General features: G+C 50.5%; 25 protein-coding genes and 1 tRNA gene. 23 read left to right on the forward strand and 3 right to left on the reverse strand.

Translation table 11 applies throughout. The annotated features are described in order from the left end of the window. Positions 1-3: 3 nt before the first annotated feature. From H8L32_RS20035 to H8L32_RS20045, 3 genes are read right to left on the reverse strand one after another with little or no spacing between them, the layout of a single operon-like run. Complete coding sequence (locus tag H8L32_RS20035; protein ID WP_329605205.1) at positions 4-750, reverse strand: DUF3106 domain-containing protein; 747 nt, start codon at positions 748-750, stop codon at positions 4-6. Positions 751-752: 2 nt separating this feature from the next. After that, positions 753-1169 (reverse strand): DUF3619 family protein, encoded by a 417-nt coding sequence (locus tag H8L32_RS20040; protein ID WP_186949031.1) that lies wholly within the window; start codon positions 1167-1169, stop codon positions 753-755. Continuing rightward, on the reverse strand, positions 1166-1738 hold the full coding sequence (locus H8L32_RS20045; RefSeq protein ID WP_186949032.1) for an RNA polymerase sigma factor: 573 nt from the start codon (positions 1736-1738) through the stop codon (positions 1166-1168). The genes H8L32_RS20040 and H8L32_RS20045 overlap by 4 nt, the downstream gene beginning before the upstream one ends. 542 nt (positions 1739-2280) lie before the next feature. Between H8L32_RS20045 and H8L32_RS20050 the strand changes: the two genes are divergently transcribed. The 23 genes from H8L32_RS20050 (at position 2281) to nuoL (ending at position 26135) form a co-directional block, all read left to right on the forward strand. Then, positions 2281-3996 (forward strand): acetolactate synthase 3 catalytic subunit, encoded by a 1716-nt coding sequence (locus tag H8L32_RS20050; protein WP_186949033.1) that lies wholly within the window; start codon positions 2281-2283, stop codon positions 3994-3996. Next, entirely contained in the window at positions 3996-4487 is a 492-nt protein-coding gene (gene ilvN / locus H8L32_RS20055) for an acetolactate synthase small subunit (protein WP_162059361.1), read from the forward strand. Before H8L32_RS20050 ends, ilvN begins: the two co-directional genes overlap by 1 nt. Positions 4488-4546: 59 nt before the next feature. Next, positions 4547-5563 (forward strand): ketol-acid reductoisomerase, encoded by a 1017-nt coding sequence (gene ilvC, locus H8L32_RS20060; RefSeq protein ID WP_110253979.1) that lies wholly within the window; start codon positions 4547-4549, stop codon positions 5561-5563. 436 nt (positions 5564-5999) lie between these two features. Next, complete coding sequence (gene pssA, locus H8L32_RS20065; RefSeq protein WP_186949034.1) at positions 6000-6863, forward strand: CDP-diacylglycerol--serine O-phosphatidyltransferase; 864 nt, start codon at positions 6000-6002, stop codon at positions 6861-6863. Between the two features lie 384 nt (positions 6864-7247). Then, positions 7248-8786, forward strand: a complete 1539-nt coding sequence (locus H8L32_RS20070) for a 2-isopropylmalate synthase (RefSeq protein WP_186949035.1) — start codon at positions 7248-7250, stop codon at positions 8784-8786. Positions 8787-8929: 143 nt separating this feature from the next. After that, positions 8930-9199: a 30S ribosomal protein S15 gene (rpsO, locus tag H8L32_RS20075; RefSeq protein WP_110253976.1), complete on the forward strand. Its 270-nt coding sequence runs from the start codon at positions 8930-8932 to the stop codon at positions 9197-9199. Between the two features lie 215 nt (positions 9200-9414). Continuing rightward, a complete protein-coding gene (pnp, locus tag H8L32_RS20080; protein ID WP_186949036.1) occupies positions 9415-11556 on the forward strand; it encodes a polyribonucleotide nucleotidyltransferase in 2142 nt (713 codons plus the stop codon). Positions 11557-11728: 172 nt separating this feature from the next. Further along, positions 11729-12715: an NAD(P)H-quinone oxidoreductase gene (locus H8L32_RS20085; protein WP_186949103.1), complete on the forward strand. Its 987-nt coding sequence runs from the start codon at positions 11729-11731 to the stop codon at positions 12713-12715. A 174-nt stretch (positions 12716-12889) separates the two neighbouring features. Beyond that, entirely contained in the window at positions 12890-13633 is a 744-nt protein-coding gene (tpiA, locus tag H8L32_RS20090; protein ID WP_186949037.1) for a triose-phosphate isomerase, read from the forward strand. A gap of 214 nt (positions 13634-13847) precedes the next feature. Further along, the gene (secG, locus tag H8L32_RS20095; protein ID WP_186949038.1) at positions 13848-14234 is read left to right on the forward strand and encodes a preprotein translocase subunit SecG; all 387 of its coding nucleotides are present in this window, start codon (positions 13848-13850) and stop codon (positions 14232-14234) included. Positions 14235-14319: 85 nt separating this feature from the next. Then, positions 14320-14404, forward strand: a tRNA-Leu gene (locus H8L32_RS20100). Between the two features lie 115 nt (positions 14405-14519). Beyond that, entirely contained in the window at positions 14520-14879 is a 360-nt protein-coding gene (locus tag H8L32_RS20105) for an NADH-quinone oxidoreductase subunit A (protein ID WP_186949039.1), read from the forward strand. A gap of 6 nt (positions 14880-14885) precedes the next feature. Then, positions 14886-15362: a NuoB/complex I 20 kDa subunit family protein gene (locus H8L32_RS20110; protein ID WP_186949040.1), complete on the forward strand. Its 477-nt coding sequence runs from the start codon at positions 14886-14888 to the stop codon at positions 15360-15362. Positions 15363-15391: 29 nt separating this feature from the next. Next, positions 15392-15988, forward strand: coding sequence for an NADH-quinone oxidoreductase subunit C (locus H8L32_RS20115; protein ID WP_186949041.1), 597 nt, complete (start codon positions 15392-15394; stop codon positions 15986-15988). Further along, positions 15988-17241, forward strand: a complete 1254-nt coding sequence (locus H8L32_RS20120) for an NADH-quinone oxidoreductase subunit D (RefSeq protein ID WP_186949042.1) — start codon at positions 15988-15990, stop codon at positions 17239-17241. Before H8L32_RS20115 ends, H8L32_RS20120 begins: the two co-directional genes overlap by 1 nt. Before the next feature lie 37 nt (positions 17242-17278). Next, positions 17279-17767 carry an NADH-quinone oxidoreductase subunit NuoE gene (gene nuoE, locus H8L32_RS20125; protein ID WP_186949043.1) on the forward strand — a complete coding sequence of 163 codons (489 nt, stop codon included), beginning with the start codon at positions 17279-17281 and terminating at the stop codon, positions 17765-17767. Then, positions 17767-19062 (forward strand): NADH-quinone oxidoreductase subunit NuoF, encoded by a 1296-nt coding sequence (gene nuoF, locus H8L32_RS20130; protein WP_186949044.1) that lies wholly within the window; start codon positions 17767-17769, stop codon positions 19060-19062. The genes nuoE and nuoF overlap by 1 nt, the downstream gene beginning before the upstream one ends. Positions 19063-19094: 32 nt before the next feature. Continuing rightward, positions 19095-21401 (forward strand): NADH-quinone oxidoreductase subunit NuoG, encoded by a 2307-nt coding sequence (gene nuoG, locus H8L32_RS20135; protein ID WP_186949045.1) that lies wholly within the window; start codon positions 19095-19097, stop codon positions 21399-21401. Further along, positions 21401-22465, forward strand: coding sequence for an NADH-quinone oxidoreductase subunit NuoH (gene nuoH / locus H8L32_RS20140; RefSeq protein WP_222619426.1), 1065 nt, complete (start codon positions 21401-21403; stop codon positions 22463-22465). Before nuoG ends, nuoH begins: the two co-directional genes overlap by 1 nt. A gap of 12 nt (positions 22466-22477) precedes the next feature. Further along, positions 22478-22966 (forward strand): NADH-quinone oxidoreductase subunit NuoI, encoded by a 489-nt coding sequence (gene nuoI / locus H8L32_RS20145; protein WP_186949046.1) that lies wholly within the window; start codon positions 22478-22480, stop codon positions 22964-22966. A 16-nt stretch (positions 22967-22982) separates the two neighbouring features. After that, on the forward strand, positions 22983-23630 hold the full coding sequence (locus H8L32_RS20150) for an NADH-quinone oxidoreductase subunit J (protein WP_186949047.1): 648 nt from the start codon (positions 22983-22985) through the stop codon (positions 23628-23630). Beyond that, positions 23631-23945: an NADH-quinone oxidoreductase subunit NuoK gene (gene nuoK / locus H8L32_RS20155; RefSeq protein ID WP_162041807.1), complete on the forward strand. Its 315-nt coding sequence runs from the start codon at positions 23631-23633 to the stop codon at positions 23943-23945. 87 nt (positions 23946-24032) lie between these two features. Beyond that, complete coding sequence (nuoL, locus tag H8L32_RS20160) at positions 24033-26135, forward strand: NADH-quinone oxidoreductase subunit L (RefSeq protein WP_186949048.1); 2103 nt, start codon at positions 24033-24035, stop codon at positions 26133-26135. Positions 26136-26139: the final 4 nt, after the last annotated feature.

Consider the following 26139-nt stretch of genomic DNA (forward strand, 5'->3'; position numbering starts at 1 on the left):
GATTTATTTGGCAGGGCCCTGAGATGCAGCGGCGCTGGCAGGGGCAGCGTCTGTCACTGTCGCGGCAGATGCCGGGGCAGGTACGGCAGGTGAAATGGCAGGTAACGAAGCGCTGGCAGGCTGTACTGCCAACGGCGCAGCTACCGGCGGCGTGGTTTTGACTGCGGCAGCCGTAGCGGTAGTCCCAGTTGCTGCGGTAGCAGGTTTTGGGCCTATTTTGATGGGTGCCAGAATTTTTGGATTTTTCACCGCATCAGCCGGAAGATTGGTGACGCTTTTCTTTTTCTCGTTTTCCGAGGCGAGGCGTTTTTTCTCTTCTTCACTCAGTTGCTGGTATTGCTGCCACTGGGCAGACTTGTGTTCCGGCTTGAGCTGGTTGGATTTTGCAAAATTTTCGCGTGCTGCCATGCGTTGCTCTGGCGTCAGTTTGACCCAGCCGCGCATGCGTTCTTGCAACCTGGCTTGCTCATCCGGCTTCATGGTCGCGTAGCGATTGGCGATTTCCAGCCATTTTTTCTTGCCCAGTTCGGACATTCTGTCCCATTCTGGACTGAGCGGTGCCAATGCCAGCTTTTGCGCAGGGCTGAGTTCTACCCATAAAGGTTTGGCATAACTGGAACTTGCCAGGCCATTGGCTGGCTTGGCATTGGTTTGTGGCGCAGGCGCAGCGCTACCACCGGCAAAAGCCGGTGATAATGAGAAAAGTACAACAGACAGGCACAACAAATCTCGTATCAGGTGCAACGTCACGCCTATTCCTCCGTTTTGTTCAGATAGGCAGTGAATCCGGTATCAACATAAGCGGCTGGCGGCAATTCATCAACCAGGACGGCCGTGTCAATATCTGCCAGTTCATTGATGTTTTGCTGTTGTTCATATTCATAAATGCCTATCAGGCCAGCTACCAGCACCAACAGTGGCAGCGCGATACCCAGCTTGCCCATCCAGGAACCAGGTCCCTGGAAGGAAAAACCGGAATTACCGGCCAATACGCCCTTAAATGCCAATACGGCAACAGGTGCTTCCTGTTTCTTGCATGCCATGGCCATTTTGCGGGCCTGTGCTAACCTATCCAGAGTTGGCGCAGGGAGACTTTCGGCTGATTCATTCAGCGCCCGTCTTACCTTGTAAGCAAACTCAAGGTCTTTCGCTTCTTTTGAATAATTCATAGGTGTATTCCTTTAGCCTTTAGTGTGACGGCCAATGCGTGTGTTGCCCTGGAGCAGTGTGTTTTGACGCTGCCTTCTGAGCAACCCATTGCAGCGGCGGTCTCCGCTACATCCATGTCTTCCCAATAACGCATGAGGAAGGCTTCCCGTTGACGCGCAGGAAGCTTTTTTATTTCTTCGTCAATTATATTAAGAACTTGCTCACGTTCTATCTTGTCTGCACTGGATTCTGATGCTTCCGTGCCATCTTCTGCCGCATAGCTTTCCAATAAGTCAAAATTGTCATCATCCTGGTTATTGGCCGGGGTGATGCTGGAAAACAGGCTGACCCAGGTATTGCGCACTTTTTCCCTGCGGAAAAAATCCAGTATGGTGTTCTGGAGTATGCGCTGAAACAGCATGGGCAATTCGGCGGCAGGCTTGTCACCGTATTTTTCCGCGAGTTTGATCATTGCTTCCTGAACAATGTCTAAAGCAGATTCCTCATTGCGGACGGTGTACACGGCATGCTTGAAAGCACGACGCTCTACACCTTCCAAAAAGCTGGATAATTCTTTGTCTGTGGCCATCGTTGGCAGTTACGTTGCAGGTAGTTGCATTTGTTAAGCAGGCGCCAGTTCCTGATCTGATTGGACTTTTTTAGGAAGATGCCAGCGCTCAAAATTGCGCACATGCTAGCAAAAATACGCGTTTATGTCCTGTATTTCGTTGAAAATGGTTTTTCTGATAATCCTGTTTATCCTGTTAACTTGCTTTTTACGGTGAATTTCCCTTGACCAAAATGCTGCGACACAGTACCGTGTGAGTCCGCTCCATAATCTCGGGGCAAAAAATGCTTGTCTGGAACAGCCCACAATGCTGACACCGACGAGTTCGCTTTAAGAAGCTGTTTGTTCTGACCCATGCCACAAGCGTGAGAAGTCTGTCGTTGTAAAGCCTTAATACTGATTGAACGAGTGCACTAAGCCTTGCCTGGTACCATATCCAACGGATGTGTAAAGGGGAATGTGACCGCACGTAAAGGGATTTCAGCTTTCCGGTATTTACATGTCGATTTCGCCAGGAAAGAACATCCGATCAATCTCCTATGGACCTTGAAAGGACACAATTTATGAGTTCAGAATTTACAGGCGCAGAGATACTTGTCAAGTGTCTGGCCGAAGAGGGTGTTGAGCACGTATTCGGATATCCGGGCGGTGCCGTACTCTATATCTATGATGCGATTTTCAATCAGGACAAGTTTCAACATATCCTGGTGCGTCACGAGCAGGCTGCGGTACACGCTGCTGATGCTTATTCCCGTTCCTCCAATAAAGTCGGCGTGGCTCTGGTCACTTCCGGACCTGGTGTTACCAATGCGGTGACTGGTCTGGCAACTGCTTATATGGATTCGATTCCCATGGTGATCATTTCAGGTCAGGTTCCCAGTGCCGTTATCGGCCAGGATGCCTTCCAGGAATGCGACACTGTCGGTATTACCCGTCCCTGCGTAAAGCATAACTTTTTGGTGAAAGACGTCAGAGACCTGGCAGAAACCGTCAAGAAGGCATTCTATATTGCGACGACAGGTCGTCCGGGCCCTGTGCTGGTGGATATCCCTAAAGATATCAGCATGCACAAAACTACCTACAGCTACCCTAAAGAAGTCGAAATGCGCTCTTACAAGCCAGTCGACAAAGGGCATGCAGGTCAAATTCGCAAGGCTGTGCAACTGCTGTTGCAGGCTGAACGTCCCATGATTTATACCGGTGGCGGCGTGATTCTCGCGCATGCGGCACCGGAACTGAATAAACTGGTTGATACACTCGGTTTTCCGTGCACCAATACCCTGATGGGTCTGGGCGCCTACCGTGCCAGCGATGAAAAATTCGTCGGCATGCCGGGCATGCATGGTACCTACGAAGCCAATATGGCCATGCAGCACTGTGACGTGCTGATCGCCATTGGTGCGCGTTTTGACGACCGTGTGATCGGCAACCCGAAACATTTCGCTTCACATCCGCGCAAGATCATTCATATTGATATTGATCCATCGTCGATTTCCAAGCGCGTCAAGGTTGATATTCCTATCGTGGGCAATGTCAAAGACGTGTTGCAGGAAATGCTGTCACAACTGAGTGCAGTGGAGACGCGTCCTGATCCCAAGGCGCTTGCCGCCTGGTGGAAGCAGGTCAATGAATGGCGTGGTCGCGATTGCCTGAAATACCCGACTTCTACTGAAGTCATCAAACCGCAGTCAGTTGTTGAAAAAGTCTGGGAAGTGACCAAGGGCGATGCCTTTGTCACTTCTGACGTTGGTCAGCATCAGATGTGGGCTGCGCAATACTATCGCTTCGACAAGCCACGTCGCTGGATCAATTCCGGTGGCCTGGGTACCATGGGTGTCGGCTTGCCGTATGCCATGGGTGTGCAGATGGCGAATCCGGATGCAACTGTTGCCTGTATCACTGGCGAAGCCTCGATACAGATGTGCATACAGGAACTGGCAACCTGCAAGCAATACCACCTGACACCAAAAATCATTTTGTTGAACAACCGCTTCCTTGGCATGGTCAGGCAGTGGCAGCAGATTGATTATGGTTCACGCTATTCTGAATCGTATATGGATTCCCTGCCTGACTTTACCAAGCTGGTGGAAGCCTATGGCCACGTCGGCATGAAGATAGAAAACCCGGCAGATGTCGATGGCGCAGTGCGTGAAGCTTTTGCCATGAAAGACAGACTGGTGTTCATGAATTTCATTACTGATCAAACCGAAAATGTCTGGCCTATGGTCAAGGCAGGCAAGGGCTTGACTGAAATGTTGCTGGGTTCGGAGGATCTGTGATGAGACATATTATTTCCATCCTTCTCGAAAATGAAGCCGGTGCCTTGTCACGTGTGGTCGGTCTGTTTTCTGCCCGTGGCTACAACATTGAAACCCTGACCGTTGCGCCGACTGAAGATGCGACCCTGTCGCGTATGACGATCGTGACTTCCGGTTCCGATGACATCATCGAACAGATCACCAAGCATTTGAACCGCCTGATTGAGGTAGTCAAGGTGGTCGACCTGACCGAGGGCGCGCACATAGAACGTGAACTGATGCTGATCAAGGTAAGAGCGGTCGGCAAGGAGCGCGAAGAAATGAAGCGCACCGCAGATATTTTCCGCGGCCGCATCATTGATGTCACCGAAAAGACCTACACCATAGAATTGACCGGTAACAAAGGTAAGCTGGACGCTTTCATTGATTCCATCGACCGCACGGCAATTCTGGAAACGGTACGTACCGGTGGTTCAGGCATAGGACGCGGCGAACGCATCCTCAAGGTTTAAAAAATAGTTTCAGGCATACGCCATTCTCTTACAAAAATATTTAATTATTAGGATACAAAATGAAAGTTTTCTACGACAAAGATTGTGATCTCTCCCTGATCAAAGGTAAAAACGTTGCTATCATCGGCTACGGTTCTCAAGGTCATGCCCATGCACAGAACTTGAATGATTCCGGCTGTAAAGTAACTGTCGCCCTGCGTAAAGGCGGCGCATCCTGGGACAAGGCAAAAAATGCCGGCCTGAACGTGGCTGAGGTCAACGACGCAGTCAAAGCAGCTGACGTCATCATGATTTTGCTGCCAGATGAAAACATCGCTCAGGTGTACGCTGAAAACGTTGCACCGCACGCGAAACAAGGCGCAGTACTGGCATTCGCCCATGGCTTCAATGTGCATTACGGTCAAGTCGTACCACGCGCCGATCTGGACGTGATCATGATCGCCCCTAAGGCACCTGGCCATACAGTGCGTGGTACTTACAGCCAGGGTGGTGGCGTGCCTCACCTGATCGCTGTGTATCAGGACAAATCCGGTTCTGCCCGTGACATCGCCCTGTCTTATGCGATGGCTAACGGCGGCGGCCGTGCTGGTATCATCGAAACCAACTTCCGTGAAGAAACAGAGACTGATTTGTTCGGTGAACAAGCAGTTCTGTGCGGTGGTGCGGTTGAACTGATCAAAGCCGGTTTCGAAACCCTGGTTGAAGCTGGCTATGCACCAGAAATGGCTTACTTCGAATGTCTGCATGAACTGAAACTGATCGTTGATCTGATCTATGAAGGCGGTATCGCCAACATGAATTACTCGATCTCCAATAATGCAGAATACGGCGAATATGTGACTGGCCCTAAAGTCGTCACAGAAGACACTAAAAACGCCATGCGCCAATGCCTGAAAGATATTCAGACTGGCGAATACGCGAAGAGCTTTATCCTGGAAAACAAAGCCGGTGCACCGACACTGATCTCCCGTCGTCGTTTGACTTCCGAACATCAGATCGAAGAAGTGGGCGCGAAATTGCGTGCCATGATGCCTTGGATCGCTAAAAACAAACTGGTTGATCAATCTAAAAACTAATTTTTAAGATCGCCGGGCATCATCCAGCGTGCGCTGGCAGGCGCACGCAGCTCGAAGGCTAAAAGTCGTCCATTTGGACGACTTTTTTTACGCCTTCAAGTGCGCATGGATTGCTAAAAACAAACTGGTTGATCAGTCGAAGAACTAATTCTTCAGATTGCCGGGCATCATCCAGTGTGCGCTTGCAGGCGCACGCAGCTCGAAGACTAAAAATCGCCCGCAGGGGCGATTTTTACTTTCCGGGCTTTATCTTTACTGAGTAGATCTGTGCATTTAATTTTTATTAAATGTAAATGACGATGTATATTGGAAGCCTGAATGTGAAGGATGCTTGTCCCTGAGTCTGTTTTCATTGCCAATGATCGGGGTTATACTTCGCACACTTTTCATCTCTTGCACAGGCAAGAAATATATTCCACAGATCACGATAGCAAGAATGGCACCTATACTAAAACGAAAGCCTAAAGGCAGTTTCAAGTTATTCCCCAAGGGTATGCGCAAGAATGCGGCTACGAGCGGGCATGAGGGGGAAGATGTGCGTGTGCCGGCCAAACCCCGGCGCGGCATCTACCTGTTGCCAAATGCTTTTACAACAGCAGCCCTGTTTTGCGGTTTTTATGCCATTGTGATGGCGATGAATCAACGTTTTGACCAGTCTGCACTGGCGATTTTTGTGGCCATGGTGCTCGATAGCCTGGATGGCCGCGTAGCCCGCATGACCAATACCCAAAGTGAATTTGGTGCTCAGTACGATAGCTTGTCTGACATGATTTCTTTTGGAGCAGCGCCTGCACTGGTCGCCTATGAATGGTCGTTAAAGGGCATGGGCAAGCTGGGCTGGCTGGCGGCCTTTGTATATTGTGCCGGTGCTGCCTTGCGCCTGGCGCGTTTTAATACAAATATAGGAATTGTCGACAAGCGCTACTTTCAGGGTTTGCCCAGCCCGGCTGCTGCGGCACTGGTGGCGGGCTTTGTGTTGCTGATGGAAGACTTGCACTTCCCAGGGCGTGAACTGAGCTGGAGTACCTGGAGCATTACCTTGTTTGCCGGATTGACCATGGTGACCAATGTGCCTTTCTATAGCTTCAAGGATGTCAATTTGCGTCGTTCAGTACCGTTTATTGCCCCATTTTTGATTGTATTGGCCTATGTTGCTGTGGTCAGTGATCCACCCAAGGTTTTGTTTGGTCTGTTCGTCCTGTATGGCTTGTCTGGTTATGTCGTGCTGCTGTGGCGCTGGCGTAAGGGCAGGCCTGTCAGTATCGTTCAGACCAGTGTCGAGCATCATGAAGAAAAATGAGCATGCGTAAAACAGTGTCAGCCTGATTAAATTTGGTGTTTTACAAGAAAAGTCGTAATACAGAAAATGTATTGCGGCTTTTTTGCTTTTCTGCCTGAGAAAAACAGGAATTTGCTGCTATAAATTCTTGCACTTTTTCGCAATCGCGCTTATAGTCTTTGGCATGAACTTCGCATCCACATCAATAGCAAAAAACACTTTGGCAGGCCTGTCTGGTCTGCTATCGCTATTGCTGGCATCTCTACTAGCGTTCACGCGCTAAATCCCCCTACACCCACAATTCGAGTAGTCTCACCACCCATGTGCGTCTTGCAAGGGTAGGCTGAAGAATATTCACAATTTGCAGTTTTATCTCATATTTAAATCTATCTCAGGAGCAATATCATGGCCGACAAACTCATCATATTCGACACAACCTTGCGTGATGGCGAACAATCCCCTGGTGCATCCATGACCAAGGATGAAAAAATCCGTATTGCCAAGCAGCTGGAAAGAATGAAGGTCGATGTGATTGAAGCCGGTTTTGCTGCGGCATCGCCTGGTGATTTCGAATCCATCAAGGCGATCGCTTCCATCATCAAGGATTCGACGATTTGTTCCTTGTCGCGTGCCAACGATCGTGATATTGCCCGTGCTGCCGAAGCCTTGCAGGCTGCAGAGCGCAAGCGTATTCATACTTTCATTGCAACATCCCCGCTGCATATGGAAAAGAAATTGCGCATGACGCCTGACCAGGTGCTGGAGCAGGCAATACAGGCGGTGCGTTATGCCCGCAATTTTACGAACGATGTTGAATTCAGCCCGGAAGATGGCAGTCGCTCGGATATGGATTTCCTGTGCCGCGTGCTGGAAGCAGTCATCAAGGAAGGTGCAACCACCATTAACTTTGCTGACACCGTGGGTTATGCCGTGCCTGAGTTGTACGGCAATATGTTGAAATCCCTGCGTGAACGCATTCCCAATTCCGACAAGGCGGTCTGGTCCGTACACTGCCATAACGACTTGGGTATGGCGGTGGCCAATTCCCTGGCTGGTGTCATGATAGGTGGTGCACGTCAGATTGAATGTACCATCAACGGCCTGGGTGAACGTGCAGGTAATACTGCACTCGAAGAAATCGTCATGGCAGTGCGTACCCGTAAAGATTACTTCGACTTGCAACTGGGCATCGATATCAGTCAGATCGTGCCTGCCTCCAAGCTGGTGTCGCAAATCACCGGTTTTGCAGTGCAGCCGAATAAGGCCGTAGTCGGCGCGAATGCCTTCGCCCATGCATCCGGCATCCATCAGGACGGTATTTTGAAGGCCCGTGATACCTATGAAATCATGCGCGCTGAAGATGTAGGCTGGAGCGCGAATAAACTGGTTCTGGGCAAATTGTCTGGCCGTAATGCCTTCAAGCAGCGCCTGGAAGAATTGGGCATAGCATTGGAATCAGAAGTTGAAGTCAATGCAGCCTTTGCCCGTTTCAAGGAACTGGCTGACCGCAAGTCGGAAATATTCGATGAAGATATTCTGGCCCTGGTATCCGATGAAGAGCATGCACAGAATAACGATGCCTTCCATTATGTGTCTTTGTCTCAGCGTTCGGAAACGGGTGAATTGCCATTCGCCAAAGTAGTATTTACTTCGGACGGCAAGGAAGTAACTTGTGAAGGTAATGGTAATGGTCCGGTTGATGCCATTGTCAATGCGATTGATTCCAAAGTACAGAGCGGGGCAGAGTTGCTGCTGTTCTCGGTCAATGCCATTACCACTGGTACTCAGTCCCAGGGCGAAGTGACAATGCGCCTGTCGAAAGCGGGCCGCATAGTCAATGGTGTTGGCGCAGATCCGGATATTGTTGTTGCTTCAGCGAAAGCCTATCTGTCAGCCTTGAATAAATTGCAATCAAAAACCGAAAAACTTAATCCGCAAATTTAAGCAGGGGTTTGATTCCGGCGTAAAACGGTGTTATAGTCACGCGTTCCGTCATTCCGGCGGAATTGCTATTTCACGATAACGATGGTTTTGTAGTTGTATTTTATAAATACGGCGACTCTTGTTATCGCATGTTAAGGAAAATTATGTCTATCGAAAAAAATGCAAAAGCCGCTATCGTAGCGGACAATGCCCGTGGTCAAAATGACACAGGCTCTCCTGAAGTGCAAGTTGCGTTGCTGACTGCACGTATCAATGACCTGAATGGTCACTTCAAAGCACACTCTAAAGATCACCACTCCCGTCGTGGTTTGATCATGATGGTTAACCGTCGTAAGAGTCTGTTGTCTTACCTGAAAGGTAAAGACTTGAATCGCTATCGCTCACTGATCGAAAAACTCGGCTTGCGTAAGTAATTCTTGCTGAGCTTAGCAAATCATTGGTAGTAAAAAGCCTGCGTCAGTCGTCTGTCGCAGGCTTTTTGTCTATGTAGAGTTTTAGTTTCCCCCGGTTTTAGCCCGGTTTTTAACGAAAATGTTGAAAACAGGCAAAAAGCGATCCAGACGGATTGCTCGCGGTGAGGTGAACGACAGCGCCTGAAAATCTGTCGGCAAAATAGAAAGGACACATTGTGTTTAATAAAATTACCAAAACCTTCCAATACGGTCAGCACCAGGTCACACTGGAAACCGGTGAAATTGCCCGCCAGGCATCTGGCGCGGTCATGGTATCCATAGAAGATACCGTTGTACTGGCAACCGTTGTTGCAAAGAAGGATGCCAAGCCAGGTCAGGATTTCTTTCCTCTGACCGTGGATTACATGGAAAAAACTTACGCGGCCGGCCGTATTCCTGGCGGTTTCTTCAAGCGTGAAGGTCGTCCATCAGAAAAAGAAACACTGACTTCCCGTTTGATTGATCGTCCTATCCGTCCTCTGTTCCCTGAAGGTTACCTGAACGAAGTCCAGGTCATCATTCACGTATTGTCCGTCAATCCGGAAATCGACCCTGATATCGCTGCCATGATCGGTGCTTCTGCAGCGATTTCCGTTGCCGGCATCCCATTCAGTGGCCCGGTTGGCGCCGCACGTGTTGGTTATATCGATGGTCAATATGTATTGAACCCAACCGCAACTCAACTGAAACAATCCAAGCTGGATCTGGTTGTTGCCGGTACTGAGCAAGCCGTGTTGATGGTGGAATCTGAAGCGCAGCAATTGTCTGAAGAAGTCATGCTGGGCGCGGTGGTCTATGGCCACACGCAAATGAAAGCTGTGATCGATGCGATCCATGAACTGGTACGTGACGGTGGCAAGCCTGAAGTGCAATGGGCGCCTGCTGCAAAAAATGAACCACTGATCGCTGCTGTCACGGCAGTGGCAGAGCCTTTATTGCGCGCTGCTTATCAAACCAAAGAAAAACAGGCGCGTACTGAGCAATTGAAGGCAGCAACGTCTTCAGTAGCTGCAGCCCTGGCTGAGCAGGCAACTGCCAAAGGTGAGGCTGCTCCTGATTCATCCGAAGTAGGCAATATCCTGTTTGATCTGGAAGCGAAAATCGTTCGTTCCCAAATCCTGGAAGGCGAGCCACGTATCGATGGTCGTGATACACGCACTGTGCGTCCTATCAGCATCCGTACTGGCGTTTTGCCACGTACGCATGGTACAGCCCTGTTCACGCGCGGTGAAACGCAGGCTTTGGTGATTGCTACGCTGGGTACTGCCCGTGACGAGCAAAAAATTGATGCGCTGATGGGTGAATACTCTGACCGCTTCATGTTGCATTACAACATGCCTCCATTCGCTACTGGCGAAACAGGCCGCGTTGGTACACCTAAGCGTCGTGAAATCGGTCATGGCCGTCTGGCTAAACGTGCTTTGCAGGCTGCCTTGCCTGATCCGGAAGATTTCAGCTACTCCGTACGTCTGGTATCTGAAATTACAGAATCCAATGGTTCGTCTTCCATGGCTTCCGTCTGCGGTGGCTGCCTGGCTTTGATGGATGCTGGCGTGCCGATGAAAGCACACGTTGCCGGTATCGCCATGGGCCTGATCAAGGATGGTAACAAGTTTGCTGTTCTGACAGACATCCTGGGTGATGAAGATCACCTTGGCGACATGGACTTTAAAGTGGCCGGTACTGCAGAAGGCATTACTGCCCTGCAAATGGATATCAAAATCCAGGGTATCACCAAAGAAATCATGCAAGTCGCTCTGGCGCAAGCCAAAGAAGGCCGTATCCATATTCTGGGTAAAATGCAGGAAGCCGTACCTGTCGGCAAATCCGAATTGTCTGACTTCGCGCCACGTCTGATCACGGTCAAGATCAATCCTGAAAAAATCCGTGATGTTATCGGTAAGGGTGGTGCAGTGATCCGTGCCTTGACAGAAGAAACTGGCACACAAATCGATATCAGTGATGAAGGTGTAGTGACTATCGCTTCTGTTGATGCAGCCGCTGGCCAGGAAGCCAAACGTCGCATCGAAGAGCTGACTGCAGAAGTTGAAGTTGGCAAGGTCTACGAAGGTACAGTATTGAAATTGCTGGACTTCGGCGCGATTGTACAAATCATGCCAGGCAAAGATGGTTTGCTGCACATCAGCCAGATCGCCAATGAGCGCGTGAATGCAGTTGCTGACTACCTCAAAGAAGGCCAGCAAGTGCGTGTCAAAGTGCTGGAAACGGATGATCGTGGTCGCTTCAAGTTGTCCATGAAAGCGGCATTGTCTGAGTCTGAAGCGCAAGGTCAGCCACAGCAGCAACAACAGCAATAACAGCAGCAACGTAGTGAGGCAGATGGCAGGGTAGATAACAAGTCAGTCATTTGCCTTGCGCTGTCGTGCTGAAAAATGAAGAAACGCCTGTGCTTTGCACGGGCGTTTTTTTATTCGCTTACAATTCAGGCCCAAGAGTTCACTTTATGGATGAGTCCACATGAAAACTGAAATGCGCGCCATAGAAATCACCCAGTACGGCAAGCCGGAAGTGTTGCAGATTGCCACCCGGCCTGTACCTGTGCCTGGCAAAGGCGAATTGCTGATACGGGTCAGTGCTGCTGGCGTGAACCGGCCTGATGTCTTGCAGCGACTGGGGTTTTATCCTGTGCCTGCGGGTGCGTCTGATTTGCCTGGGCTGGAAGTGGCGGGGGAGGTGGTTGCCGGTGATCTTGAGGGTAGTGCATTTCAGATTGGTGACCAGATTTGTGCCCTGGTGCAGGGCGGTGGTTATGCCGAATATTGCGTGGCACCAGCAGGCCAGTGTCTGAAAGTGCCGCAGGGCCTGTCTTTGCTGGAGGCCGCATCCTTGCCGGAAACATATTTCACGGTCTGGAGTAATGTATTTCAGCGCGCCCATTTATCTCCGGGTGAAACTTTTCTGGTGCAGGGCGGTACCTCGGGTATTGGTGTGGCAGCGATTCAAATTGCAAAGGCGCTGGGCCATCGCGTGTTTGCCACTGCGGGCTCGGATGATAAATGTCGTGCGACAGAAAAACTGGGAGCTGAGCGTGGTATCAACTACAAGACTGAGCAATTTGTCGACGTCGTCAAGGAATTGACTGCGGGCAAAGGCGTTGATGTCATTCTTGACATGGTGGCGGGTAGTTATGTGCCCAAAGAGATTAATTGCCTTGCGGATGATGGTCGTCTGGCCATCATTGCCTTGCTGGGAGGTACTTCTGCTGAACTTGATCTGGCCCAGGTATTGCGTCGTCGCCTGACTGTCACGGGATCCACCCTGCGCCCGCGCCCGGAGGCATTCAAAAAGGCGATTGCGACTGAATTGCAGGAACGCGTCTGGCCACTGCTGACTGCCAGGACCATCGTGCCTGTGATCCATCATGTCTTTCCTCTGGCGCAGGCCGCGCAGGCGCATGCCATGATGGAAGAGGGCGCGCATATAGGGAAAATCATGCTGTCCATGGATGCTGGCTAGGCAGGCGAATTGTGTTGTTGTGATCAAAAAGATAGCGTTTTTGCGCAAAAAATGATCAGTGAACCCCAAAATACGGCCGCATTTGTAGTCATAAAGTCATAAACCTGAGTGGGCTGGTTTGACCCTGATAGCGCTGAGGGCTACAATAGACGGTTATTTATATTTTGGCTTACTATGCGACGCACCTTAATAGCCGGTAACTGGAAAATGAATGGTGATTTTTCTGCCAACCGTTCATTGTTGTCTGAAATAAAGGCTGGCCTGCCTGCATCATTGAATTGTGATGTTCTGGTCTGTCCACCGGCGCCGTATCTGGCGCAATGTGCTGAACTGTTGGCGGGTACTGCTGTCATGTGGGGTGCACAAGACGTATCCGTGCATGCGCAAGGCGCCTATACCGGCGAGATATCGGCAGCCATGCTGGCGGATTGCGGTAGCAAGTATGTGATAGTCGGGCATTCCGAGCGCCGTGCCTATCATGCCGAAAGCGATGAGCTGGTGGCACAAAAGGCATTGCACTTGCAGAAATCTGGTCTGTTGCCTATTGTTTGTGTTGGTGAAACGCTGGAGCAGCGTGAAAGCGGCCAAACCAATCAGGTGGTGGCTGCGCAGTTGAATGCAGTTCTGGATGTGCTGGGTGACATGGCGGCAATGGTCGTCGCTTATGAGCCGGTATGGGCAATTGGTACTGGCAAGACGGCAACGCCACAAATGGCGCAGGATGTGCATCAATTCCTGCGTCAGCAAATGGCGGCCAGAAATGCCGCAGTCGCAGACAAGGTGCAAATTTTGTATGGTGGCAGCATGAAACCGGAAAATGCCGCAGAATTGCTGGCAATGCCCGATATTGATGGTGGCCTGATCGGTGGTGCAGCATTGAAGTCGCAGGATTTCCTGTCGATTATTGCCGCAGCCTGAGAGCCTGTTTGCGATCTGTAGCGAGCGTGCGTCAGCGGGGTAAGGGTAACCAAGCGCAGCACAAAAAGCGGAATGTACTTTAGTACATGAGCATTTTGAGCAGCACATGAGCCCCACGCAGACTCCGATTGCGCTCGCGCAGTAAGATCGCAAGCTGGTTCTGAGGTGTTTGGATTAATTTGTTTGAATGCTTAATTTTTTTTGGATGTCTTGAATGCAAACTTTATTTACGTTGGTTGTGGTTGTTCAGGTGTTGTCAGCTTTGGCAATTATTGCCCTGGTTTTGTTGCAGCACGGTAAAGGTGCTGATATGGGCGCCTCTTTTGGCTCTGGTGCGTCGGGCAGCCTGTTTGGTGCAACTGGTTCTTCCAACTTCCTGTCCAAGGCGACAGGTGTGGCGGCTGCGATCTTTTTTGCAGCGACTTTGGGCCTGGCAGTTTCCAGTGGAAGCCGCAAGCCTGCCATTGGTGTTATGGAAGGTGTAACAGTGACCAAGCCAGCTGCGCCGGCAACATCTGCGGGTGCGGCTTCTGGTCCGGTTATTACTGCAGTACCTGCTTCTTCAACATCTGCAGGTCAGGCAAACCAGATTCCAAAATAATTTGATTTTACCCAGTAAAAAACATTGAATTGCTGCAATTGTGCGTTGAACAATGAGGCTATACATAGTAGAATGCTGGGCTTAGGCCGACGTGGTGAAATTGGTAGACACGCTATCTTGAGGGGGTAGTGGCGAAAGCTGTACGAGTTCGAGTCTCGTCGTCGGCACCAATAAAAATAGAGTCAGTTTTCTTTGCTGACTCGGTCGAGGAAGCAGTTGTTTCTTGCTTGTCAGTATCAATAAATGACTTGCTTCAATCTGGCATTCAATTACAGGTAGCCTAACGTGAACCTCGAAAATTATTTCCCAGTTCTTCTCTTTATTCTGGTTGGTATCGCTGTAGGTGTGGTGCCGCAAGTGTTGGGGCGTATTCTCGCTCCATATAAACCGGATTCTCAAAAAAATTCTGCTTACGAATGCGGTTTTGAAGCATTCGAAGATGCGCGCATGAAGTTTGATGTGCGTTACTACCTGGTGGCAATTTTGTTCATTTTGTTTGATCTGGAAACGGCATTCTTCTTCCCCTGGGGCGTAGCGATGCGTGACCTGGGCTGGACGGGGTTTCTGATCATGCTCGGTTTCGTACTGGAATTCGGTGTGGGTTTTTGGTACATCTGGAAAAAAGGCGCTCTGGATTGGGAGTGATGAATTATGGCAATTGAAGGTGTATTGAGTGAAGGCTTTGTCACCACTACGGCAGACAAGCTGATCAACTGGACGCGTACCGGTTCCATGTGGCCCATGACCTTTGGTCTGGCCTGCTGTGCCGTTGAAATGATGCACGCTGGTGCCTCGCGTTACGATCTGGATCGTTTTGGTGTGGTGTTCCGCCCGTCGCCGCGTCAGTCTGACGTGATGATTGTTGCCGGTACGCTGTGCAACAAGATGGCACCTGCCTTGCGCAAGGTGTATGACCAGATGGCCGAGCCGCGCTGGGTTATTTCCATGGGTTCCTGTGCTAACGGCGGTGGTTACTATCACTATTCGTATTCCGTGGTGCGTGGTTGTGATCGTATTGTTCCGGTTGATGTCTATGTGCCAGGTTGCCCGCCAACGGCAGAGGCCCTGATGTACGGCATCATACAGTTGCAAAACAAGATCAAGCGTACCAACACCATTGCGCGTTAATTGCGTCGTCGCCGGGGCAACATTAAATTATGACTACCAAACTGGAAAACCTTGAGACGGCAGTAAAAACGGTCTTGGGTGAGCGCATTCTGGAATTGAAAAATGCGCTGGGTGAAATCACTATCGTGGTTTCTGCATCTGAGTATCTGGACGCCATGCTTGCCTTGCGCGATCATCCTGATACCCACTTTGAAGAATTGCTGGATCTGTGTGGCGTCGATTATTCCGCCTATGGTGATGGCGTGTGGGAAGGTGCGCGTTATGCCGCCGTTTCGCATTTGCTGTCCATCAAAAACAACTGGCGTTTGCGCGTGCGTGTCTTCGCGCCGGATGATGAAATGCCGGTCGTGCCTTCCCTGATTGATGTCTGGAACGCCGCCAACTGGTATGAGCGTGAAGCGTTCGATCTGTTTGGTATCTTGTTTGATGGTCACAATGACTTGCGTCGCATTCTGACTGACTATGGTTTTATCGGACATCCTTTCCGTAAAGACTTTCCAGTTTCCGGCTATGTTGAAATGCGCTATGACGCAGATCAAAAGCGCGTCGTTTACCAGCCTGTCACGATAGAACCACGCGAAAATGTGCCGCGTATCATTCGTGAAGAACATTACGGGATGAAATAATGGCTGAGATTAAGAATTACACACTGAACTTCGGTCCTCAGCATCCTGCTGCGCACGGTGTTTTGCGCCTGGTGCTTGAACTCGATGGTGAAGTTATCCAGCGTGCCGATCCGCATATCGGCCTGTTGCATCGTGCGACTGAAAAGCTGGCGGAGCAAAAAACTTTCCTGCAATCCGTGCCTTACATGGATCGCCTGGACTATGTATCCATGATGGCCAATGAGCATGCGTATGTCATGGCGATTGAAAAGATGCTGGGTCTGGAAGTGCCTTTGCGCGCACAGTATATCCGCGTCATGTTTGATGAAATCACGCGTTTGCTGAACCACTTGCTGTGGATAGGTGCGCATGCGCTGGACGTTGGTGCGATGGCCGTGTTCCTGTACGCATTCCGTGAACGTGAAGACCTGATGGATTGCTATGAAGCGGTCTCGGGCGCGCGTTTGCATGCTGCCTACTATCGCCCGGGTGGTGTATATCGTGATTTGCCGGATCAAATGCCGCAATTCACTGTATCGGCCTTGAAGAATGAAAAAGCGATGAAGTTGCTGAATGAAAACCGTCAGGGTTCCCTGCTGGATTTCATTGAAGACTTCACCAACCGTTTCCCAAAATATGTCGACGAATACGAAACACTGCTGACGGATAACCGTATCTGGAAGCAGCGTCTGGTCGGTATTGGTGTGGTGTCGCCTGAGCGCGCCATGGCCATGGGCTTTACTGGTCCTATGCTGCGTGGTTCCGGCATCGAATGGGATTTGCGCAAGAAGCAGCCGTATGAAGTCTATGACTTGCTGGACTTTGATATTCCGGTTGGTGTGAATGGCGACAGTTATGATCGTTACCTGGTCCGCGTGGAAGAAATGCGCCAGTCCAACCGCATTATCAAGCAATGCGTGGAATGGTTGCGAAATAACCAGGGTCCGGTGATTACCGATAACCACAAGGTAGCGCCTCCACATCGCGTGAACATGAAGTCAAATATGGAAGAACTCATCCATCACTTCAAACTGTTCACCGAAGGTTTCCATGTTCCTGCCGGCGAAGCGTATGCCGCGGTTGAACATCCAAAAGGCGAGTTTGGTATTTACTTGATGTCCGATGGTGCTAACAAGCCTTATCGTCTGAAAATCCGTGCGCCAGGTTTCGCGCATTTGCAGGGTTTGGATGAAATGGCAAAAGGTCACATGATTGCTGATGCGGTAACGATCATCGGTACTCAGGATATTGTGTTTGGTGAGATTGACAGATAAAGCGGCGCCCTGAGGGCGTCGAATCGAGGCATTAGCTATGGTGTTATCAGAGCAGGCATTTAAAAAAATTGATCGTGAACTGGCAAAGTTCCCGGCTGACCAGCGCCAGTCCGCTGTGATGGCCGCATTGGCTATTGCCCAGGATGAAACTGGCTGGGTATCTCCGGAAGTCATGCAGACCCTGGCTGATTACATCGGCATGCCGGCGGTAGCCGTGCAGGAAGTCGCGACTTTCTACAACATGTACAACACCAAGCCGGTGGGCAAGTTCAAGATTTCGGTCTGCACCAATCTGCCTTGCGCCTTGTCTGGTGGTGAACGTGCTGCACATCATCTGAAGCAAAGACTCGGCATCGATTACAAGGAAACCACGGCAGACGGCCAATTCACGCTGGTTGAAGGTGAATGCATGGGCGCCTGTGGCGATGCACCTGTGATGATCGTCAATAACAAGCGCATGTGCAGTTTCATGTCGAATGAAAAAATTGATGGTCTGGTCAATGAACTGAAAGAGGCGGGTAAATAATGACGAGTCTGCACAATCGCCATATTAAGCCTTTGATACTGGCTGGCCTGGATGGCAAAAACTGGCATCTGGAAGATTACGTAGCACGTGGTGGCTATGAATCTCTGAAGCGTATCCTGAATGAAAAAATACCGCCTGAGCAAGTGATTGCCGAGTTGAAGGCATCTTCTTTGCGTGGCCGTGGTGGCGCGGGTTTTCCTACCGGTTTGAAGTGGAGCTTCATGCCGCGTCAGTTCCCTGGCCAAAAATACCTGGTATGTAATACAGATGAGGGCGAGCCTGGTACATTCAAGGACCGTGACATCATTCGTTATAACCCGCATGCGCTGATCGAAGGTATGGCCATAGGCGCTTACGCCATGGGCATCACGGTAGGTTACAACTACATCCACGGCGAAATTTTTGCTGACTACGACCGTTTTGAAGAAGCGCTGGAAGAAGCACGTGCCGCCAATATGCTGGGTGACAAGATTGCCGGTTCTGAATTCAACTTTCAGTTGCATGCTTTCCACGGCTATGGCGCGTATATCTGCGGCGAAGAAACAGCCTTGCTGGAATCGCTGGAAGGCAAGAAAGGGCAGCCACGCTTCAAGCCGCCTTTCCCTGCCAGCTTCGGTCTGTATGGCAAGCCAACCACGATCAATAACACGGAAACTTTTGCAGCCGTACCATTTGTATTTGCCATGGGCGGCGAAAAATACGCCGCGCTGGGTAAGCCAAACAATGGCGGCACCAAGATTTTCTCGATGTCCGGTGACGTAGCCAAACCAGGCAATTATGAGGTGCCGCTGGGTACGCCATTTGCAACCCTGCTGGAACTGGCTGGCGGCATGCGTGACGGCAAAAAGATCAAGGCGGTTATCCCCGGTGGTTCATCCATGCCTGTATTGACTGGCGATGTGATGATGGCTACTGACATGGATTATGACTCCATCGCCAAGGCGGGTTCCATGCTGGGTTCCGGTGCGGTTATCGTCATGGATGAAACACGCTGCATGGTGAAATCATTGTTGCGTCTGTCTTACTTCTATTTTGAAGAATCCTGTGGTCAGTGCACACCTTGCCGCGAAGGTACGGGCTGGTTGTATCGCATGGTGCATCGTATTGAGCATGGTCACGGTCGTGCAGACGATCTGGATATGCTGAACTCCATCGCTGACAATATTCAGGGCAAGACAATTTGCGCCCTCGGTGATGCAGCGGCGATGCCGGTACGCGCCATGATCAAGAATTTCCGCGAAGAATTTGAATATCACATCGAGCATAAGCATTGCTTGGTGCCCACTTACATGTAAGCCAGCTTCGGTTAGCACACTTAGAGTAGACCATGGTTGAAATCGAAATAGACGGCAAAAAAGTCGAAGTCCAAGAGGGCAGTATGGTGATGGACGCTGCCAATAAGCTTGGCACCTACATCCCGCACTTTTGCTATCACAAAAAATTATCTATTGCGGCCAACTGCCGCATGTGTCTGGTCGAGGTTGAAAAAGCACCGAAGCCTTTGCCTGCCTGCGCCACACCAGTGACCGCCGGCATGATCGTGCGTTCTTCCAGCGACAAGGCAGTAAAAGCACAAAAAGCGGTGATGGAATTTTTGCTCATCAATCACCCGCTGGATTGCCCTATCTGTGATCAGGGTGGTGAATGCCAGTTGCAGGATTTGGCTGTCGGTTACGGCGGCACGGCATCCCGTTACGAAGAAGAAAAACGCGTGGTGTTCCACAAGGATGTCGGTCCACTGGTATCCATGGAAGAAATGAGCCGTTGCATACACTGCACACGCTGCGTACGTTTCGGCCAGGAAATCGCTGGCGTCATGGAACTGGGCATGCTCAATCGTGGCGAACATTCCGAAATCACGTCCTTCGTCGGTAAAACGGTAGATTCCGAATTGTCTGGCAATATGATTGACCTGTGTCCGGTTGGCGCATTGACATCCAAACCTTTCCGTTATTCTGCCCGTACCTGGGAATTGTCTCGCCGTAAATCGGTGAGCGCCCACGATGGCCTGGGTTCCAACCTGATTGTTCAGGTCAAGAACAACAAGGTCATGCGCGTAGTACCGCTGGAAAACGAAGAAATCAATGAATGCTGGATTTCTGACAAGGACCGTTTCTCTTACGAAGCACTGAACAGCACAGAACGCCTGACCAAGCCGATGATCAAGCAGGGTGGGCTATGGCAAGAAACTGACTGGCAGACAGCACTGGAATATGTTGCGCACGGCTTGCGTAACGTCAAGCATGAACATGGTGCTGACGCCATCGCCGGTGTTGCTGCACCAAGTGCCACACTGGAAGAACTGACCCTGTTGCAACGCGTTATCCGTGGCCTGGGTTCTGACAATATTGATTTCCGTCTGCGTCAGTCTGACTTCACTTTGAATTCTGCCGTCAAACCTTGGCTGGGTACCAGCATCGCCAGGTTTGCACAGTTGAAAAATGTATTCGTGATTGGTTCTTTCCTGCGTAAAGACCATCCTTTGCTGGCAGCACGCCTGCGTCAATCGGTAAAAATGGGCGCCAAGCTCAGCATCCTGCATGCGACGGATGATGAATTGCTCATCAAGCTGGCCAACAATGCAGTCGTTGCACCTTCACAATGGACTTCTTTCCTGGCTGAAGTTGCGGTAGCTGTGGCAGCAAAGAAAGAAATCGCCAAACCAGCTGGTCTGGAAGCGGTGCAGGCATCTGCAAAAGCAGAAGCGATTGCGGCGAGTCTGATGGCAGGCAATGCAGGCGTATTCCTGGGTAATACAGCGTCTTACCATCCAGAAGCGTCGCAATTGCACGCGCTGGCACAATGGATAGCAGAAAATGCTGGCAGTGAATTTGGTTACCTGACAGAAGCAGCCAACACCGTTGGTGGTTATCTGGCAAACGCTATTCCGGCAAACAATGCCAAGCCAGTATTTACTGAAGCTAAAAAAGCCTACATCGTATTGCATGCCGAGCCTTTGCTTGACAGTGCACATCCGGTACAAGCCAAGGTAGCGCTGGATCAGGCTGAAATGGTCGTCGTCATGTCACCATTCATGCATGGCGCTGAATATGCAGACGTATTGCTGCCAGTTTCTCCATTCACCGAAACTGCCGGTACCTTCGTCAGTTGCGAAGGTCGTGCACAAAGTTTCCATGGTGTGGTCAAGCCACTGGGCGATACTCGTCCGGCATGGAAAGTCTTGCGTGTGCTGGGCAATTTGCTGGGTCTGGAAAACTTTGATTTTGAAACTGCAGAAGCAGTGCGTGCGACAGTGTTCACAGAAACAGACCTGAGCTTGCAACTGAATAATCTGGCCAAAATCGCCCCTGCAGTTTCTTCCAGCACCAGTGTTGGTCTGGAACGGATTGCTGATGTTGGTATCTATAGTACTGATGCCATCGTGCGTCGTGCAGAATCCCTGCAACTGACTGCCGATGCGCGTGCGCCGCAAGCCTGGATCAGTCAGGCCGAAGCTGGCAAACAGGGTATTGCCGAAGGCGATATGGTCAGACTGAGCAAAACGGGTTCTACCCTGATCCCTGTTGGAATAGATAAATCCCTGCCTGATAATGTAGTCAGGATTGCTGCTGGTCATACCCTGACAAGCAATCTGGACGGCATGTTCGGTGCTATCAAACTGGAGCGTGCATAATGAATTTGCTGCTCTCTATCCATGAACTGGGTCAGCACTATCTTGGCGCATTGTGGATGCCCTTGTGGACACTGGTCAAGATCGTCTGTATCACCTTGCCGGTGATGGGTTGCGTAGCTTACCTGACCTTGTGGGAACGCAAGATGATAGGTTGGATGCATATTCGTCTTGGCCCGAATCGCGTTGGCCCGGCAGGTTTGCTGCAGCCTATTGCTGATGCGCTGAAACTGCTGCTGAAAGAAATCGTCATCCCGGCCAAGGCGAATAAAGTCTTGTTCGTACTGGCACCTATCATGACCATCATGCCAGCGCTGGCAGCCTGGTCGGTGATTCCTTTCGGCCCAGAAACAGTATTGGCGAATGTGAATGCCGGTCTGTTGCTGATCATGGCTATCACCTCGATGGAAGTCTACGGCATCATCATCGCCGGTTGGGCATCCAACTCCAAGTATGCTTTCCTGGGTGCCATGCGTGCATCGGCACAGATGGTGTCGTATGAAATCGCCATGGGCTTTGTACTGGTTATCGTACTGATGGTGTCTGGCAGTTTGAATATGACTGATATTGTCAATGCCCAGACCAAGGGTTTTGCAGCCAGCCACGGTTTCAACCTGTTCTCCTGGAACTGGCTGCCACTGCTGCCCATGTTTGTGGTGTATGTGATTTCCGGTATTGCTGAAACCAACCGTCATCCGTTTGACGTGGTCGAAGGCGAATCCGAGATCGTTGCCGGCCACATGGTTGAATATTCGGGCATGTCGTTCGCGATGTTCTTCCTGGCTGAATACGCCAACATGATTTTGATTTCTGCGATGGCATCCCTGATGTTCCTCGGCGGTTGGTCTGCACCATTCAGTTTCCTGGATTTCATCCCGGGCTGGATCTGGCTCGGCATCAAGACATTCTTTGTGGTTTCGCTGTTCATCTGGGCACGTGCTTCTTTCCCGCGTTATCGCTATGACCAGATCATGCGTCTGGGCTGGAAAGTATTTATCCCGTTGACCCTGGTGTATCTGGTGATCGTCGCAGCATGGATACAAACTCCATGGAATATTTGGAAGTAAGAGGCTAAAAAAATGGAAGCAATCAAGGATTTTTTTGGCAGCCTGATGCTGCGCGAGCTGATCAAGGGCCTGGCCCTGACCGGCCGCTATATGTTTGCCCGCAAGATCACGGTGCAATTTCCGGAAGAAAAGACACCGCAGTCTCCACGTTTCCGTGGTCTGCATGCCTTGCGCCGTTACCCGAATGGGGAAGAGCGCTGCATCGCCTGTAAATTGTGTGAAGCAGTGTGCCCGGCCATGGCGATCACGATCGAATCTGATCAACGTGCTGACGGTACGCGTCGTACTACCCGTTATGACATCGATCTGACCAAGTGTATCTTCTGCGGTTTTTGCGAAGAATCCTGTCCGGTCGATTCGATTGTGGAAACCCATGTACTGGAATACCACGGCGAAAAACGCGGCGATCTGTATTTCACCAAAGAGATGCTGCTGGCCGTAGGTGATCGTTACGAGACACAAATTGCAGCAGCGCGTAGCGCTGATGCCGCATACCGCTAACTGGACCTGGTTCGATATGGAATTTACTACCGTTTTATTTTATGTTTTCTCAGCGATCATGATAATCGCTGCGATTCAGGTCATTTCTGCGCGCAATCCTGTGCATGCTGCCTTGTTTCTGGTTCTGACCTTCTTCAATGCAGCTGGTATCTGGATGTTGTTGAAGGCCGAGTTCCTGGCGATTGTACTGGTGCTGGTGTATGTCGGTGCGGTCATGGTGCTGTTCCTGTTTGTCGTGATGATGCTCGACATCAATCTGGACAAGCTCAGGGAAGGGTTCTGGAGTCACTTTCCGCTGGCAGCCGCTGTTGGCGGCATCATCGTGCTGGAAATGGCTGCCGTTTTGTGGCGCGGTTTTTTGCGTCCGGACAATCATGTACCGGCAGTGTCCGACAAAATCGGCAATACCAAATACCTGGGTATAGAAATCTTCACGCATTACCAGTTTGCCTTTGAAGTAGCGGCAGCGATCTTGTTGCTGGCTATTGTGGCAGCTGTTGCCCTGACTTTGCGTCGCCGCAAAGACAGCAAATACTTTGATCCGGCAGCTGCGGTAAAAGTGAAGGCCAAGGACCGTATCCGTATCGTCAGCATGAAGGCCGAATCGGATCGTGCAGACAGCAACGCAGCCGCTGCGGCAGCGACCGTAAAGCAGGAGGTTTAAATGGCTTTGACTTTGAGTTTGACGCATTACCTGATATTGGGCGCAATCCTGTTTGCGATTTCCATCGTCGGTATTTTCCTCAATCGTAAAAACATCATTGTGTTATTGATGGCGATCGAGTTGATGTTGTTGGCAGTGAATATTAATTTCATCGCTTTTTCTCATTATTTGGGTGATGCCGCTGGTCAGGTATTCGTCTTCTTCATATTGACCGTGGCCGCCGCTGAATCTGCGATTGGTCTGGCAATACTGGTTGTGTTGTTCCGTAATCTGGACACGATCAATGTCGAAGACCTGGATGCATTAAAAGGTTAACAAGGATAATGCTGCGGGCTGTTGCATAGCGACAGTCCGGCATACGCTGGCGATTTAAGAAAAGTAATAAGCTAACAAAGGGTCATCATGGCGGGGCAACTTAACCCACAATTATTATTGGCAGTACCTCTGGCGCCTCTGGCAGGGTCTGCTATCGCAGGTTTGCTAGGAACGAAGTTTTTTGGCAATGTGGTCGGACGAAAAGTGTCGCATACCGCGACCATACTGGGCGTGCTGATTGCCTTCGTCATTTCTTGCATGACTTTGTCTGCCGTGATGGATGGCGCTACCTATAACGCCACCCTGTATCAATGGATGAATGTTGGTGGCCTGAAGCTGGAAGTCGGCTTTATGGTTGACAGCCTGACGGCCATGATGATGTGCGTCGTGACCTTTGTGTCGCTGATGGTGCATATCTATACCATCGGTTATATGGCTGAAGACGAAGGTTACAACCGTTTCTTCTCATACATCTCGCTGTTCACGTTTTCGATGTTGATGCTGGTCATGAGCAACAACTTCCTGCAATTGTTCTTTGGCTGGGAAGCTGTGGGTCTGGTGTCTTATCTGCTGATCGGTTTCTGGTACACCAAGCCAACCGCGATTTATGCCAACATGAAAGCCTTCCTGGTTAACCGCGTGGGTGACTTTGGTTTCATCCTCGGTATCGGTTTGCTGGTGGCAAATGCCGGTTCCATGAACTACGTGGAAGTGTTCGCCAAAAAAGAACAACTGGCTGCCATGCTGCTGCCACATACCGATTGGATGTTGATCACTGTTGCCTGTATCTGCCTGTTTATCGGTGCCATGGGTAAATCTGCACAATTCCCGCTGCATGTGTGGCTGCCTGATTCGATGGAAGGTCCTACACCGATTTCTGCACTGATCCATGCGGCAACCATGGTGACGGCCGGTATCTTCATGGTGTCGCGCATGTCACCGCTGTTCGAACTGTCTGATACCGCCTTGTCGTTCATCATGGTGATTGGCTCGATTACGGCCTTGTTCATGGGTTTCCTGGGGATTATCCAGAACGACATCAAGCGCGTGGTGGCGTATTCAACGCTGTCGCAGCTCGGTTACATGACCGTAGCGCTGGGTGCATCTGCGTATTCAGTAGCGGTATTCCATTTGATGACGCACGCCTTCTTTAAAGCATTGCTGTTCCTGGCGGCAGGTTCCGTGATTATCGGTATGCATCATGACCAGGACATCCGCAATATGGGTGGTCTGCGTAAATACATGCCAATTACCTGGATTACTTCCTTGCTGGGTTCGCTGGCATTGATTGGTACGCCGTTCTTCTCCGGCTTTTATTCCAAAGACAGCATTATTGAAGCCGTGCAGGCGAGTCATTTGCCAGGCGCAGGCTTTGCCCAGTTTGCCGTGCTGGCAGGTGTGTTTGTCACTGCCTTCTATTCTTTCCGTATGTATTTCCTGGTCTTTCACGGCAAGGAAAACTTTGGCCATGCCCATGATGATCATCATGCTCACGACGCACATGCAAAAGATGCACATGCGAAGGATGCTCATGGCCATGATGCACACGCAGATGATGCACATGATGACCACGATGCGCATCACCATGGACTGGCACCAGGACAAAAACCGCATGAATCACCACTGGTAGTGTGGTTGCCGCTGGTTTTGCTGGCAATACCTTCGGTGATCATTGGCTTCTTCTCTATCGAGCCCATGTTGTTTGGCAAATTCTTTGACAATGTTATTTTCGTCAATGAAGCCCACCATGCGATGGAAGAACTCAGGCATGAGTTCCATTCTCCATTCGCCATGGCCCTGCATGCCTTGATGACGCCACCGTTCTGGCTGGCACTGGCTGGTGTCGTGACTTCCTATGTGTTTTACATGGTCAAGCCTGCGATTCCTGCTGCAATCAAGGAAAAGGCAAGTGCCATTTATACGCTGTTGGACAACAAGTACTACATGGATCGTTTCAACGAGATCGTATTTGCTGGCGGCGCACGCTTGCTGGGTGGCGGTTTGTGGAATATCGGTGACAAGGGCCTGATTGATGGCCTGGTGGTGAACGGCAGCGCGAAACTGGTTGGCTGGTTCTCCAAAGTGATACGCCAGTTGCAAAGTGGTTATATCTATCACTACGCGTTTGTAATGATACTCGGCGTAATGGCATTCCTGGCTTACACAGTGCTGTTCCCCTTCGCTAAATAAGTGA

Origin of the sequence: Undibacterium hunanense (assembly GCF_014284335.1) — a bacterium.
GTDB lineage: Bacteria > Pseudomonadota > Gammaproteobacteria > Burkholderiales > Burkholderiaceae_D > Undibacterium > Undibacterium hunanense.